At 70.3% G+C, this 14332-nt stretch carries 12 protein-coding genes; 5 read left to right on the top strand and 7 right to left on the bottom strand.

Going from position 1 to position 14332, the window contains the following annotated elements; genetic code table 11:
* Positions 1 to 122: 122 nt before the first annotated feature.
* From N5I75_RS02315 to N5I75_RS02305, 3 genes are all read right to left on the bottom strand, one after another.
* Positions 123 to 875 carry an amino acid ABC transporter ATP-binding protein gene (locus N5I75_RS02315; RefSeq protein ID WP_476673869.1) on the bottom strand — a complete coding sequence of 251 codons (753 nt, stop codon included), beginning with the start codon at positions 873 to 875 and terminating at the stop codon, positions 123 to 125.
* Positions 876 to 901: 26 nt separating this feature from the next.
* Complete coding sequence (locus tag N5I75_RS02310) at positions 902 to 1837, bottom strand: amino acid ABC transporter permease (RefSeq protein WP_476673677.1); 936 nt, start codon at positions 1835 to 1837, stop codon at positions 902 to 904.
* Positions 1838 to 1922: 85 nt separating this feature from the next.
* Positions 1923 to 2900 carry an ABC transporter substrate-binding protein gene (locus N5I75_RS02305; RefSeq protein WP_476673675.1) on the bottom strand — a complete coding sequence of 326 codons (978 nt, stop codon included), beginning with the start codon at positions 2898 to 2900 and terminating at the stop codon, positions 1923 to 1925.
* Positions 2901 to 3478: 578 nt separating this feature from the next.
* Here N5I75_RS02305 and N5I75_RS02300 point away from each other — a divergent pair.
* From N5I75_RS02300 to N5I75_RS02285, 4 genes are all read left to right on the top strand, one after another.
* The gene (locus tag N5I75_RS02300) at positions 3479 to 4702 is read left to right on the top strand and encodes an NAD(P)-dependent malic enzyme (protein WP_476673673.1); all 1224 of its coding nucleotides are present in this window, start codon (positions 3479 to 3481) and stop codon (positions 4700 to 4702) included.
* Between the two features lie 148 nt (positions 4703 to 4850).
* A complete protein-coding gene (locus tag N5I75_RS02295; RefSeq protein ID WP_476673671.1) occupies positions 4851 to 5813 on the top strand; it encodes a zinc-binding dehydrogenase in 963 nt (320 codons plus the stop codon).
* Between the two features lie 108 nt (positions 5814 to 5921).
* Positions 5922 to 6131: a helix-turn-helix domain-containing protein gene (locus N5I75_RS02290; RefSeq protein ID WP_476673669.1), complete on the top strand. Its 210-nt coding sequence runs from the start codon at positions 5922 to 5924 to the stop codon at positions 6129 to 6131.
* Complete coding sequence (locus tag N5I75_RS02285) at positions 6131 to 6688, top strand: Clp protease N-terminal domain-containing protein (RefSeq protein ID WP_476673867.1); 558 nt, start codon at positions 6131 to 6133, stop codon at positions 6686 to 6688. Before N5I75_RS02290 ends, N5I75_RS02285 begins: the two co-directional genes overlap by 1 nt.
* 140 nt (positions 6689 to 6828) lie before the next feature.
* On the opposite strand, the gene N5I75_RS02280 is transcribed toward N5I75_RS02285, so the two are convergent.
* Complete coding sequence (locus tag N5I75_RS02280) at positions 6829 to 7824, bottom strand: PadR family transcriptional regulator (RefSeq protein ID WP_476673865.1); 996 nt, start codon at positions 7822 to 7824, stop codon at positions 6829 to 6831.
* A 27-nt stretch (positions 7825 to 7851) separates the two neighbouring features.
* The gene (locus tag N5I75_RS02275; protein ID WP_476673667.1) at positions 7852 to 8889 is read right to left on the bottom strand and encodes a DUF4097 family beta strand repeat-containing protein; all 1038 of its coding nucleotides are present in this window, start codon (positions 8887 to 8889) and stop codon (positions 7852 to 7854) included.
* A gap of 153 nt (positions 8890 to 9042) precedes the next feature.
* Between N5I75_RS02275 and N5I75_RS02270 the strand changes: the two genes are divergently transcribed.
* Positions 9043 to 9876 carry a hypothetical protein gene (locus tag N5I75_RS02270; RefSeq protein ID WP_476673665.1) on the top strand — a complete coding sequence of 278 codons (834 nt, stop codon included), beginning with the start codon at positions 9043 to 9045 and terminating at the stop codon, positions 9874 to 9876.
* A 173-nt stretch (positions 9877 to 10049) separates the two neighbouring features.
* On the opposite strand, the gene N5I75_RS02265 is transcribed toward N5I75_RS02270, so the two are convergent.
* Both N5I75_RS02265 and N5I75_RS02260 read right to left on the bottom strand, forming a co-directional pair.
* Positions 10050 to 10235, bottom strand: coding sequence for a DUF6104 family protein (locus tag N5I75_RS02265; protein ID WP_024761804.1), 186 nt, complete (start codon positions 10233 to 10235; stop codon positions 10050 to 10052).
* A 99-nt stretch (positions 10236 to 10334) separates the two neighbouring features.
* A complete protein-coding gene (locus N5I75_RS02260; RefSeq protein ID WP_476673662.1) occupies positions 10335 to 14147 on the bottom strand; it encodes a multifunctional oxoglutarate decarboxylase/oxoglutarate dehydrogenase thiamine pyrophosphate-binding subunit/dihydrolipoyllysine-residue succinyltransferase subunit in 3813 nt (1270 codons plus the stop codon).
* Positions 14148 to 14332: the final 185 nt, after the last annotated feature.

Raw genomic sequence — 14332 nt, 5'->3', positions numbered from 1 at the left:
CACATGTCCCGCGCACGCGAGCCCCGCGCACTCGCGCCCCTGACATGGCGCACGTAGTGCGCATGTCAGGGGCGCGGGGAACTGCGCGAGCAACCACGACGAGAGCCGCGCTGTCAGGACGGCTAGAGGACCTTCGAGAGGAAGCCCTGCGTCCGCTCGTGCTGCGGGTTGGTCAGGACATCGCGGGGATGGCCTGATTCCACGACCACGCCCTCGTCCATGAACACGAGGCTGTCGCCGACCTCGCGGGCGAAGCCCATCTCGTGGGTGACGACGACCATCGTCATGCCGGACTCGGCGAGCCCGCGCATGACGTCGAGGACGTCACCGACCAGCTCGGGGTCGAGCGCGGAGGTGGGCTCGTCGAAGAGCATCAGCTTCGGGTCCATCGCGAGCGCCCGCGCGATGGCGACGCGCTGCTGCTGACCGCCGGAGAGCTGCGAGGGGTAGTTCTTCGCCCGGTCGGCGAGGCCGACGCGTTCGAGGAGCTGCCCGGCCTTCTCGCGGGCCTGGGCCCGGGAGACGCCCTTGACCTGGACCGGCGCCTCCATGACGTTCTCGAGGGCCGTCATGTGCGGGAAGAGGTTGAAGCGCTGGAAGACCATGCCGATGTCGCGGCGCTTGAGGGCGACCTCGCTGTCGCGCAGCTCGTACAGCTTGTCGCCCTTCTGGCGATAGCCGACCAGCTCCCCGTCCACGTACAGGCGCCCGGAGTTGATCTTCTCCAGGTGGTTGATGCAGCGCAGGAACGTCGACTTGCCGGAGCCCGACGGGCCGATGAGGCAGAACACCTCGCCCTGCTTGACCTCCAGGTCGATGCCCTTGAGGACCTCGACGCTGCCGAAGGACTTGTGCACGCCCTCGGACTTGACCATGGCAGCACTCGCGGAGCTGTTCGTGCTCATGCCGTGCCTCCCTTCGGGCGGCCGACGACGGTGCGCAGGCGCTGCAGCGGAGTCGGGGGCAGCGAACGGGACGTGCCGCGCGCGTAGTACCGCTCGATGTAGTACTGCCCGACGCTGAAGATCGAGGTGAGGACCAGGTACCAGGCGGCGGCCAGGAAGTACATCTCCACCGTGGAGGCGGACGACTGGCCGATGTCGGAGGCCACCTTGAACAGGTCGAGGAACTGCACGGCCGAGACGAGCGAGGTCGTCTTCAGCATGTTGATGACCTCGTTGCCCGTGGGCGGCACGATGACGCGCATGGCCTGCGGGATCACGATGCGGCGCAGGGTCTTGGAGTGGCTCATGCCGAGCGCGTGCGCGGCCTCGGTCTGGCCTTCGTCGACGGCGAGGAGGCCGGAGCGGCAGATCTCCGCCATGTACGCGGCCTCGTTGAGGCCGAGCCCGAGGAGCGCGGTCAGCAGCGGGGTCATGAACGAGGACCAGTAGTCCTTGTAGATGAACCCGAGGTTGATGTACTCGAAGACCAGGCCCAGGTTGAACCAGATGAAGAGCTGGACGAGGACCGGGGTGCCGCGGAAGAACCAGATGTAGAACCAGGCGATGGTGCTGGTCACCGGGTTCTTGGACATCCGCATCACGGCGAGGACGATGCCGCCGACCACGCCGATGATCATCGAGAGGACGGTCAGTTCGAGCGTCTTCCCGACGCCGGTGAGGACCCGGTCGTCGAAGAAGTAGTCCGGGATCGTGCCCCACTCGATCTTGCCCTGCGAGAAGGCGTAGACGATGGCGCCGAGCAGCGCCAGGGCGACGGCCGCGGAGACGTAGCGGCCCGGGTGCCGCACCGGGATGGCCTTGATGGCCTCCGGCGGGGCACCCGCGGACGCGCTGTCCGCGGGCTCGTTCGCCTTGCTGAGGGGTGGAGTCATGGGTGGTGCCTTTCAGGCCTGTCAGAGTGCCCGTCAGAGGGGAGAGGCCCGCCGCCGGTTCGGGGGCGGGCCGGGGTGACAGGGGTCAGGAACCACCGTTGATCTTCGACTCGGTGACGGCGCCATCGTCGACGCCCCACTTCGCGATGATCTTCTTGTACTCGCCGCTCTCGATGATCGCGGTCATGGCGGCCTGGAGGGCGTCGCGCAGCTGCGTGTTGTCCTTGGCGACGGCGATGCCGTAGGGGCCCGCCTCGACCTGGTCGCCGACGATCTCGAAGTACTTGCCGCCGCCGGACTTCTTCACCGAGTACGCGGCGATCGGGTAGTCGGCGGAGACGACGTCGGCGCCCTTGGAGCGCATCCGGGTCTCGGCCTCCGGGTTGGTGGCGAAGTCCTCGACCTTCAGCGCCTTCTTGCCGTCCTTGGCGCACTTCTTCGCCTGGTCCTTGGCGAGGTCCTGCGAGAAGGTCGCGGTCTGCACGGCGATCGTCTTGCCGCACAGGTCGTCCCAGGTCTTGATGCCCTGGTCGTCGCCCTTGTTGGTGTAGAGCGAGACGCCCGCGGTGAAGTAGTCGACGAAGTCGACGCCCTTGCCGACCTTCTTGCCGGTGTCGCTGTCGATGCCGTTCTGCCGGTCCATGGTGTCCGTCATGGCCGACATGGCGATGTCGTAGCGCTTGGAGGCCAGACCGCCCACGAGGTCGGCGAACTTGCCGTTCTGGAAGTTGAACTCCACGCCGAGCTGCTTGCCGAGCGCCGCGGCGATGTCCGGGTCGATACCGACGGCCTTGCCCGAGTCGTCCTTGTACTCGACGGGTGCGTACGCGATGTCCGAACCGACGTTGATGACGCCCTTGTCGCGGATCTGCGCCGGCAGCTTGTCGGCGAGCGGCGCGGACTTCGACGAGCCGGACGCGGAGGACGAGTCGTCGTCCTTCGACTTCGTCTGGTCGCCGCAGCCGGTCAGGAGCAGGGCGCCGGCGACCGCGATCGCGCCGACCGCGGCTATCCGGGACTTCGCGGAATTCGCGGTCGTGCGACGGGTGGTGCTTGCGGTCATGGTGGGGTCCTCCGGCGGAATGGGTGGAGTTGCCGTTCGGTCGCCTGGGCACACACCTTCGGGTGTCGCGACCTCGTGCGATGTCGTTGCGATGAACGGCATCTTGCCATTCGGACGGGCGGCCGCAGGGGGTCGGCGATGTCAAAATCGGATAACAGGTCCGCCAAGACGGCCAACACGGCGGCACATCAGGGTGCATGGAGCCGCATCTTCTGCGGGTCCGCCGCGCGGCGACGGGAAATTCTCCGGCGAACCGTCCGTCGTCTCACCATTTGAACCGCTTTCCGGCGGACGTCGAGCGCGACTTGAGGACTTGTCCACATATTCGGCTATGAGTCATGTCACCGGGCTGTGATCGATCACGTATGGGGTCGTCCGCACCCTGCTCCGTCGGGTAAGAAGGTTCTTTACACCCCTCATCCGGGGCTCAGGGCGCGCGTGCGGCGCGCCCGTCGTGTACGCACCTGTGCAGCGGTTCCCCAACAGGAACCGAGTGGGGCGTACGCGGTGCCCGCCCGCTCCTCAACCAGGAGCGGATCCACCCTCACCTGATGTTCAAAACCTAAGGGGTAAGACAAGTGGCAGCGGAGATCGTCAATCCTCGCAGCGACAGCGGTACCGGCACCGAAGGCAGCAGCGACCTCGCCGATCCCTTCGATCCGGCGTTCGCGCTGCACCGCGGCGGCAAGATGGCCGTGCAGGCCACCGTGCCGGTCCGCGACAAGGACGACCTGTCCCTGGCGTACACGCCCGGCGTCGCGAAGGTGTGCAGCGCGATCGCGGAGCAGCCGGAGCTCGTCCACGACTACACGTGGAAGTCGAGCGTCGTGGCCGTCGTCACCGACGGCACGGCCGTGCTCGGCCTCGGCGACATCGGCCCCGAGGCGTCCCTCCCGGTGATGGAGGGCAAGGCCATTCTCTTCAAGCAGTTCGGCGGCGTGGACGCGGTGCCGCTCGCCCTCGCGACGACCGACGTGGACGAGATCGTCGACACCGTCGTGCGGCTCGCCCCGTCCTTCGGCGGCGTCAACCTGGAGGACATCTCGGCACCGCGCTGCTTCGAGATCGAGCGCAGACTCCAGGAGAAGCTGGACATCCCCGTCTTCCACGACGACCAGCACGGCACGGCCGTCGTCACGCTGGCCGCGCTGAAGAACGCGGCCCGGCTCAGCGGCCGTACGCTCGGCGAGCTGCGCGCCGTGATCTCCGGCGCCGGTGCGGCGGGTGTCGCCATCGCCAAGTTCCTCCTGGAGGCGGGGCTCGGCGACGTCGCGGTCACCGACCGCAAGGGCATCGTCAGCCGCGACCGCGAGGACCTCACCGCGGTCAAGCGCGAGCTGGCGGAGATCACCAACAAGGCGGGCCTGTCCGGTTCCCTGGAGGACGCCCTCGCGGGCGCCGACGTCTACATCGGCGTCTCCGGCGGTACGGTCCCCGAGGCCGCGGTCGCCTCGATGGCGCCGGGCGCCTTCGTCTTCGCGATGGCCAACCCGAACCCCGAGGTCCACCCCGACGTGGCGCACAAGTACGCGGCCGTCGTCGCGACCGGGCGCTCGGACTTCCCGAACCAGATCAACAACGTCCTCGCGTTCCCGGGGATCTTCGCGGGCGCGCTGCAGGTCCGGGCGTCGCGGATCACCGAGACGATGAAGATCGCCGCGGCGGAGGCGCTGGCCGCGGTGGTGGGCGACGACCTGTCCGCCGAGTACGTCATCCCGTCGCCGTTCGACGAGCGGGTCGCTCCCGCGGTGACGGCGGCCGTGGCCGCGGCCGCTCGGGCCGAGGGTGTCGCGCGACGCTGAGTCCCGCGTCCTGCTTCTTGACAAGGGCCCCGCCGAACGGCGGGGCCCTTTCCTTTCCTTTCCTTGCTCGCCGCCTCGGTGTCCACAGGATGTGTGTCACAGGCGGAGGTGGTTCCTTGGGTCCCGCCCGGCGCCTATCGTCAAGGTCATGTTCGCCGCCTACGCCGCCCGCATCGACCGCGACCAGCCGCTGAACGGACTCGAGTTGGGGGAGCGGCCCGCCCCCCAGGACCGGCCCGGCTGGACGACCGTGAACGTCAAGGCCGCCTCCCTCAACCACCACGACCTCTGGTCCCTGCGCGGGGTCGGGCTCGGCGAGGAGGCGCTGCCCATGATCCTGGGCTGCGACGCCGCCGGTGTCGACCGCGACGGCAACGAGGTCGTGCTCCACTCCGTCATCGGGCAGTCCGGGTACGGCGTCGGGCCCCGCGAGGGCCGCTCCATCCTCACCGAGAAGTACCAGGGCACCTTCGCCGAGCAGGTCACGGTGCCCGAGTGGAACGTGCTGCCCAAGCCCAAGGAGCTCTCCTTCGAGGAGGCCGCGTGCCTGCCGACGGCGTGGCTGACCGCGTACCGGATGCTCTTCACCAACGCGGGCGTGCGGCCGGGCGATTCGGTCCTCGTGCAGGGCGCGGGCGGCGGTGTCGCCACGGCCGCGATCGTCCTCGGCAAGGCCGCAGGGCTACGGGTCTTCGCCACCAGCCGCGACGAGGCCAAGCGCAAGCGCGCCCTCGAACTCGGCGCCGTCGAGGCCGTCGAGTCCGGGGCGCGGCTGCCGCAGCGGGTGGACGCCGTGATCGAGACCGTCGGCGCCGCGACCTGGTCGCACTCCGTCAAGTCGCTCAAGCCGGGCGGCACGCTGGTCATCTCCGGCGCGACCAGCGGGCCGAGCCCCAAGTCCGCCGAGCTGAACCGCATCTTCTTCCTGGAGCTGAAGGTCGTCGGCTCCACGATGGGCTCCAAGGACGAGCTGGAGGACCTGCTCTCCTTCTGCGCGGCGACCGGGGTGCGGCCCGTCATCGACGAGACGCTGCCGCTGGACCGGGCGCGGGAGGGGTTCGAGAAGATGGCGGGCGGGGAGCTGTTCGGGAAGGTCGTGCTGACCGTTTGAGCCTTGGAGGGGAGGCCGGTCGGGGAAGGGGCGCTGCGGCGCCCCTTTTTCGCGGGGTATCTGTCAACTGTGGTTGACGCCAGCGCTCCGTCAACCTACATTGACACCATGACCGAGGCCACAGATCTTGCCGAGCAGGCAGGCGCCCCCGACCCGCGCGTCGGGCTGCGCTCCGTCGCCGCCCTGCGACGGCTGCTCGAGCGACTGGAAGCGGTACAGGTGCGCAGCGCGCGCAATCAGGGCTGGTCGTGGCAGGAGATCGCGGCCGAGCTCGGGGTCAGCCGACAGGCCGTGCACAAGAAGTACGGGAGGCGATGATGTTCGAGCGGTTCACCGAAGGCGCCAGGGACGTGGTCAAAGGCGCCGTCACCCACGCGGAACGAGAACGCGCCCCGCACATCGACGAGGGCCACCTCCTCCTCGCACTCCTCGACGCCCGTGGCACCCGGGGCTCCTTCGCCCTGGGCGCGCTCGGCGCGGACGCCGAGGGGAAGCGGGCGGCGATCGGCGAGGCGCTGCTCACCGCGCGCCGTCGCGCCGGGCTCAGCCAGGCCGACACGGAGGCCCTGGCCGGGCTCGGTATCGACGTGGACCAGATCGTCGCCCGGGTCGAGGACGCCCATGGCGTCGGGGCGCTGAGCGGGGGTCGTCGCCTCGGCGGACGGCGCCCCTTCACCAAGGAGGCCAAAGGCGTCCTGGAATCGTCCCTGCGCATGGCCCTGGCCCACCACGACCGCGCGATCGGCGACGAACACCTCCTCCTCGCCCTGGCGGCTCGCCCCGGCATCGCCGCCGAAACCCTGGCCGGGCACGGGGTGACGGTGCCGGCGGTGGAGCGGGTGCTTTATGGGGGCGGGGAGGCGGCAGCGGGCTGAACCGTGAGCCCGCGCCGGCGCCCCGGGGCTTGGGGGGAGTCGGGCCCAGATCCCTGGGCCCGACCTGCGCCCTTGGCGGGGCCGAGCCCAGGGCCCAGGATTCGGGCACCCCGGGCCCTCGCGGCTCAGCCCGCTGACCCTCACCCCTTCGGCGTTCGCAGTACCCCCGTGATCCGTGCCGCCGCCTCCGAGAGTGCCTCCCGGGCCGCTTGGAACTGGTCCTCCGTGACGCCGTGGTCGCGGGCCGTGTCGCGGATGTCGTCGCGGAAGCGGTCGAGGAGGCGGTCCAGGTCGCGGGCCGGGTCGCCGGTGGAGTCCTCCGTCGCCCAGGACGGGACGTACTCCGCCGACACCCGCTCCGACGCCGGACGGTATGCAGGCTCCTTCTCCGAAGCCGGGGTCGAGGTCGACGCCGGGGCGCCGAAGTTCCTGCCGAACTCGCCGAACTCCTTCGCCAGCTCGGACAACCCCTCCCGCACCCCCGACGGCCAGTCGCCCCGCGCGAAGTGGTCCTGCACCTGGTCCTGCACGCGCTTGGCCATCCGCTGGAACTCGTCCTGCGCCTGCGCCCGCACCTTGTCCTGCGCCTCCTTGGCCTGGCGGCGCGCCCGCTGGGCCTCCTCGCGGGCCCGGCGGCTCTCGTCCTTCGCGCGCCGCGCCTGCTCCTTCCACTCCTGTTTCGCGCGGCGCAGCTCCTCCTTGGCGGTGCGCCAGGACTCCTTGTCCGTGAAGTCCATGAGGCTGCTCAGGTCCGGCGCCGGGCCGCCACGGGCGCCGCGTGTCTGGGAGGTGGCGGCGCGGACCTCGCGGCGCAGATCACCCGCCGCGCCGCGTACGTCGTCCCGGATCTCGGCGGCCAGCTCGGCGACCGACTCGCGGATCTCCAACTCCAGGTCGGCCAGTTCGCCGCTGCGGTCGGCCAGCTCGGCGCGGCCCGCGTCGGTGATCGCGTACACCTTCCGGCCGCCCTCGGTGGTGTGGGTGACGAGCCCCTCGGACTCCAGCTTGGCGAGGCGCGGGTAGACGGTGCCCGCCGAAGGCGCGTACAGCCCCTGGAAGCGCTCCTCCAGGAGGCGGATCACCTCGTAGCCGTGGCGCGGGGCCTCGTCGAGGAGCTTGAGGAGGTAGAGCCGCAGGCGGCCGTGGGCGAAGACGGGGGCATGTCAGAGCACCTTCTTGTCGGCGGGGGCGGCGTCTGCCAGGCCGGGGCCGGCGGGACCGGTGTAGGTAGGGCCGGTGTCGGCGGGGGTGGCGTCTGCGGGACTGGCGTTGGCGGGGCCGGTGTCGGTAGGACCGGCGTCAGCGGGGCTGGGGTTGGCGGGACCGGTGTCGACAGGGCCGGCGTCGGAAGGGACCCCGCTCGGCGGCGCCGCGTCGGGGGTCGGGGCCTCGTCCTCGCCCGGTGGCCTGCGCAGCAGGGCGATCGAGCCGGAGACCGTGGTCGCCTTCACGCTGCCGGTGCCCGCGCCGAGGCGGCCGGCGATCTTGTGGGCGCCCCACTGGCCGGAGACGCGCAGCCCCTCGAAGGCGTTGGACACCGCGCCGCTCGCGGTGTTCGCCTCGACCTCGGTGTCGGCCGGGTGCGGGATGCGGATGGCTATCTCGCCGGAGACGCTCGTCAGGGCCACGTCCGTCGGGCCCGCCGGGTCCAGGTCCACGATCATCGAGCCGCTGACGGTCTCCGCCTTCACGAAGGGGCCCGAGCCCTCGACGACCGTCAGATCGCCCGAGACCGAGTTGAACCGCAGGCCACCGGTGACGGCCTGCGCCTCGACGCTGCCGGAGACCGTGCTGGTGCGCACCGGCCCCGTGACGCCCACGAGCGTGGTGTCGCCGGTGACGCTCTTCACCTCGGTGCGGCCCTCGACACCGGAGACGATGGCGCCCGCGCCCACCGCGCCCAGCTCGACCCGGGTGCCGCTCGGCACGGCGAGCGAGACGACCGCGCTGCGGTGCCAGCCCTTGCGGTCGAGCCACTTGAGGAGGTTCTTCCAGGGCAGGTCGTCATAGGCGACGGTGAGCGTGCCGCCCTCCTGCGTGACGCGCAGCGGCGGCCCCTCGATCTCCGAGACCTCGAGGCGGGCGGAGTCCCCCTCCGTGCCCACCACGTTCACCGTGCCGTTCACGATGCGTACGTGCAGGGCCGTGACCGGCTCGTCGAAGACGAGCTTCTGCGGCTCCGCGACGGACCACTCGGACATGGTGCGACCTCCTCCGGAGTGAACGCGCCATATCGCGCCCTCTGCACAACACGATATATCGCGGGCACGGGAAGTCAAGACTGTCGCGATCGCTGCCAAGTAGTGCTGCGGCATTTATGGCGATAAGTGACGTCATTGTCTTAGCGTGGAGCCATGCCGTCCCCGCGATCCGCCACCGGTGCCCTGCTGCTCTGCCGCGCCGAACCCGACGTCGTCGGCCCCGCCGCCCGCCTGCTCCGCCAGCGGATGCTGCTCACCCGCGCCGGGTCGGAGTGGAGCGTGCTCGTGCCCGAGGGCGAGCCGTGGCGGGCCACGACGGACGGCGCCGGCGACCCCGGCGAGGTCGTGGACCGGGTCCTCGGCGGCTGGGCGGGCGCGCTCGCCGTCGGCGCACCCTGGCCGGTGCTCGCCCTGTGGTGGGACGCCGAGCGCAGCGGCTTCACGCTCGCCTCCGGCTTCCGCCGCCCCGTCGGCTACGAGTGGCTCGCGAACGGTACGCCGGTCGGCGAGGAGGAGGCCATGCGCACCTTCGCCGCCCGCCTCGGTCTCGACCCGGTGCTCGACATGCAGTCCCTCGACGTGCTGACCACGCCCGACACCGCGGCCGACGCCCGTGCCCGGTTGCGTGGCCTGCTCGCGATCCTCACCCGTACCGGCCTGGCCCTGCCGCCCGGACTCGACCCCGGCGCATCGTCCGACCGCCTGCGGGGCGCCGCGCAGCGCGGCGGCGCCGAGACCGTCGAGTGGCCCGGCTGGCGGGACGCCGTCCACGCCGAGCTGGACGTCGTGGAGACCACCGGCATCGGCCCCTGGATGCGCGGCCCCAAGGGGCGCCGCCTGGCCGCCGCCCAGCTCGCGGCCGGGGTGCCGCTCACGGCGTACGGCCTGCGGCGGCGCAGCGGCGGCTGGCTCACGGCGGGCGGCCTGCTGCTCGTGCACGGCGTGCTCGGACTCGCGTACGACAGGGTGCGCGCGGCCCGCGACTGACGCCGCACCGACCACCCGTGGGCCGGACCACCCGTGGGCCGGACCACCCGTGGGCCGGACCACCCGTAGGCCGGACCACCCGTAGGCCGGACCACCCGTAGGCCGGACCACCCCTAGGACGGACCACCCCTAGGGCCGACCACCCCTAGGACGGACCACCCCGTAGGACGGACCTACTCGTCGTCGTCCTCATCGTCGTCCAGGCGCGCCAGCCACGTCGCGAGGCGCTCCACCGGCACCTCGAAGTCCGGGTTGAGATCGACGAACGTCCGGAGCTGCTCGGCGAGCCACTCGAAGGTGACCTCCTCCTCGCCGCGCCGCTTCTCCAGCTCTTCGATGCCACGGTCCGTGAAGTACATACCCCCAGGATAAGCGGGGGAATTACGGCGGATACGCGGCAGGGCCGCACCCCCTGACGGGGTTGCGGCCCTGCACGAAGAGCGGAGTGACCGGGGCGCCTACGCCTCGAACACCTCGCGCACGAGCTGCTCCTGCTCGGCCTGGTGGCGCTTGGCGGAGCCGACCGCGGGGGACGAGCCGTGCGGGCGCGAGATGCGCCGCAGCCGCTCGCCGTGCGGGATGTCGGCGCCGACGGCCAGGTCCAGGTGGTCGATCAGGTTGAGGGCGATGAACGGCCAGGCACCCTGGTTCGCCGGCTCCTCCTGCGCCCACAGGTACTTCTCGGCGTTCGGGTACTTGGCGATCTCCGCCTGGAGCTCGGCACCCGGCAGCGGGTACAGGCGCTCGACGCGGATGATCGCGGTGTCCGTGTGGCCGCTCTTCTTCCGCTCGGCCTCAAGGTCGTAGTACAGCTTGCCCGCGACGAAGACGACCTTGCGGACCGCGCTCGCCTCGACCGAGTCGTCGCCGATGACCGGACGGAAGCCGCCCGACGTGAACTCCTCCACCTTCGACGCGGCGGCCTTGAGGCGCAGCATCGACTTCGGGGTGAAGACCACCAGCGGCTTGTGGTGCGGGTTGTGCACCTGCCACCGCAGGAGGTGGAAGTAGTTCGACGGGAGCGTCGGCATGGCGACCGTCATGTTGTTCTGCGCGCAGAGCTGGAGGAAGCGCTCGACACGGGCCGAGGAGTGGTCCGGGCCCTGGCCCTCGTAGCCGTGGGGGAGGAGCAGCGTCACACCGCTCGTCTGGCCCCACTTCTGCTCGGCGGCCGAGATGTACTCGTCGACGACCGTCTGCGCGCCGTTGACGAAGTCACCGAACTGCGCTTCCCACATCACGAGGGACTCGGGGCGCGCGAGCGAGTAGCCGTACTCGAAGCCCATGACCGCGTACTCGGAGAGCAGCGAGTCGTAGACGTTGTAGCGGGCCTGCTCGGGCGAGAGGTACAGCAGCGGCGTGTAGTCCTCGCCGGTCTCCCGGTCGATGAGGACGGCGTGGCGCTGGCCGAAGGTGCCGCGGCGCGAGTCCTGGCCCGAGAGGCGCACCGGGGTGCCCTCCAGGAGCAGGGAGCCGACGGCGAGGGTCTCGCCCATGCCCCAGTCGATCGTCCCGTCCTCGATCATCGCGGCACGGCGCTGCAGCTGCGGCAGCAGACGCGGGTGCACCGTGACGTTGTCCGGGATGTTGACCTGGGACTCGGCGATGCGCTTGACGACCTCCTGGGAGATCGCGGTCTGCACGGGCACCGGGAACTCGGCCTGCGGCTCGGGCATCTGGGCCTCGCCCGGCTGCGCGACGGCCTCGCGGACCTCGGTGAAGACCTTCTCGAGCTGGCCCTGGAAGTCCTGGAGCGCCTGCTCGGCCTCTTCCAGGGTGATGTCGCCGCGACCGATGAGGGACTCGGTGTAGAGCTTGCGCACCGAGCGCTTCTTGTCGATCAGGTCGTACATCAGCGGCTGCGTGAACGCCGGGTTGTCCGACTCGTTGTGACCGCGGCGGCGGTAGCAGATGAGGTCGATGACGACGTCCTTGTTGAACGCCTGGCGGAACTCGAAGGCCAGACGCGCGACGCGGACGACGGCCTCGGGGTCGTCACCGTTCACGTGGAAGATCGGCGCCTCGATCATGCGGGCCACGTCGGTGGCGTACATGGAGGAGCGCGAGGACTCCGGGGCGGCGGTGAAGCCGACCTGGTTGTTGATGACGATGTGGACCGTGCCGCCCGTGCGGTAGCCACGCAGCTGCGACATGTTGAGCGTCTCGGCGACCACACCCTGGCCCGCGAAGGCCGCGTCACCGTGCAGGGCGACGGGCAGGACGGTGAAGTCCGTGCCGCCCTTGTTGATGATGTCCTGCTTGGCGCGGGTGATGCCCTCGATGACCGGGTCGACCGTCTCCAGGTGGGACGGGTTGGCGGCGAGGGAGACCTTGATCTGCTCGCCGTCCAGGCCGGTGAAGGTGCCCTCGGCGCCCAGGTGGTACTTGACGTCGCCGGAGCCGTGCATCGACTTCGGGTCGAGGTTGCCCTCGAACTCGCGGAAGATCTGCGCGTACGACTTGCCGACGATGTTGGCGAGCACGTTCAGGCGGCCGCGGTGGGCCATGCCGATGACGACCTCGTCGAGGCGGGCCTCGGCGGCGGAGTCGATGACCGCGTCGAGCAGCGGGATGACGGACTCGCCGCCCTCCAGGGAGAACCGCTTCTGGCCGACGTACTTGGTCTGCAGGAACGTCTCGAACGCCTCAGCGGCGTTCAGACGGCGCAGGATGCGCAGCTGCTCCTCGCGCTCTGGCTTGGAGTGCGAGCGCTCGATGCGGTCCTGGATCCACTTGCGCTGCTTGGGGTCCTGGATGTGCATGAACTCGACGCCGGTGGTGCGGCAGTACGAGTCGCGCAGCACGCCGAGGATGTCGCGCAGCTTCATCATCGACTTGCCGGCGAAGCCGCCGACGGCGAACTCGCGCTCCAGGTCCCAGAGGGTGAGCCCGTGCTCGGTGATGTCCAGGTCGGGGTGCTTGCGCTGCTTGTACTCCAGCGGGTCGGTGTCGGCCATGACGTGGCCGCGGACCCGGTAGGAGTGGATCAGCTCGAAGACGCGGGCGGCCTTGGTGACGTCGTCGTCGTGCGACGCGTCGATGTCCTTGAGCCAGCGGACCGGCTCGTAGGGGATGCGCAGGGCCTTGAAGATCTCGTCGTAGAACTCGTTCTCACCGAGGAGGAGGTTCGCGACGATGCGCAGGAACTCGCCGGAGGCGGCGCCCTGGATGACCCGGTGGTCGTAGGTCGACGTGAGCGTCATGACCTTCGAGATGCCGAGCTTGTTCAGGGTGTCCTGGGAGGTGCCCTGGAACTCCGCCGGGTAGTCCATCGAGCCGACGCCCATGATGACCGACTGTCCGGGCATCAGACGCGGCACGGAGTGCACGGTGCCGAGGCCGCCGGGGTTGGTCAGGGAGACCGTGACGCCGGTGAAGTCGTCCATGCCCAGCTTGCCGTCACGCGCGCGGCGGACGATGTCCTCGTACGCCTGCCAGAACTCGAAGAAGTTGAGCGTCTCGGCCTTCTTGATGCCCGCGACGACCAGCTGGCGGTCGCCGTTGGGCTTCACCAGGTCGATCGCGAGGCCGAAGTTGATGTGCTCCGGCTTGACCAGCGTCGGCTTGCCGTCCTTCATGGCGAAGGAGTAGTTCATCGACGGCATGGCCTTGATGGCCTGCACCATCGCGTACCCGATGAGGTGCGTGAAGGAGATCTTCCCGCCGCGGGCGCGCTTGAGGTGGTTGTTGATGACGATGCGGTTGTCGAACAGCAGCTTCACCGGGACGGCGCGCACGGACGTGGCCGTGGGGACCTCGATGGAGGCGTTCATGTTCTTCGCGACGGCGGCGGCGGGACCGCGCAGCGTCACGAGCTCGGGGCCGGCGGGGGCCTCGGTCGTCACTTGTTCAGCCTTCTTCGGAGCGGGGGCGGCGGGAGCGGGGGCGGCCTTCGCGGCGGGCGCCGCCTGAGCGGGCTTCGCGGGCGCGGCGGCGGGCTTCGCGGGCTCGGCGGCCTTGGCGGGCGCCGGCGCGGCGGGTGCGGCCTGAGGGGGCGCGGCGGGCGCCGACGGGGCCGTGGCCTGGGCCTTCTGGGCCGGCGCCTTCACAGGCTCAGTCGGCGCAGCCCCCGTGGCTGCGGCACCGGGCTTGTAGTCGGCGAAGAAGTCCCACCAGGCTCGGTCGACCGAGTTCGGGTCCTGGAGGTACTGCTGATAGATCTCGTCGACGAGCCACTCATTGGGACCGAAGCCCGCGGCAGGGCTCTTGCCCTGCTCGGCTTGGTCGGTCTCGGTGGAGATGCTCGAGTTACTGGGGGACTGTGGCGACACGGCGGTAACCGCCCTCTTCCGCTTCTCACAAGGTGATGGACAGCGGGAATAAAGGCTACGCCTCCATGAGCGGGACGTGCAGACCGGGCCGGTGATCCGTCGCGTAAGTCACACTGGAGATCGGGTTTCGGGCCGCGAAATGGCGGGAAACAACCGGGGTTCACGTACGTTCCATCGCGCGCCCG

Source organism: Streptomyces sp. R818, from assembly GCF_056172735.1.
This window is presented reverse-complemented; position numbering and strand designations above follow the sequence as displayed.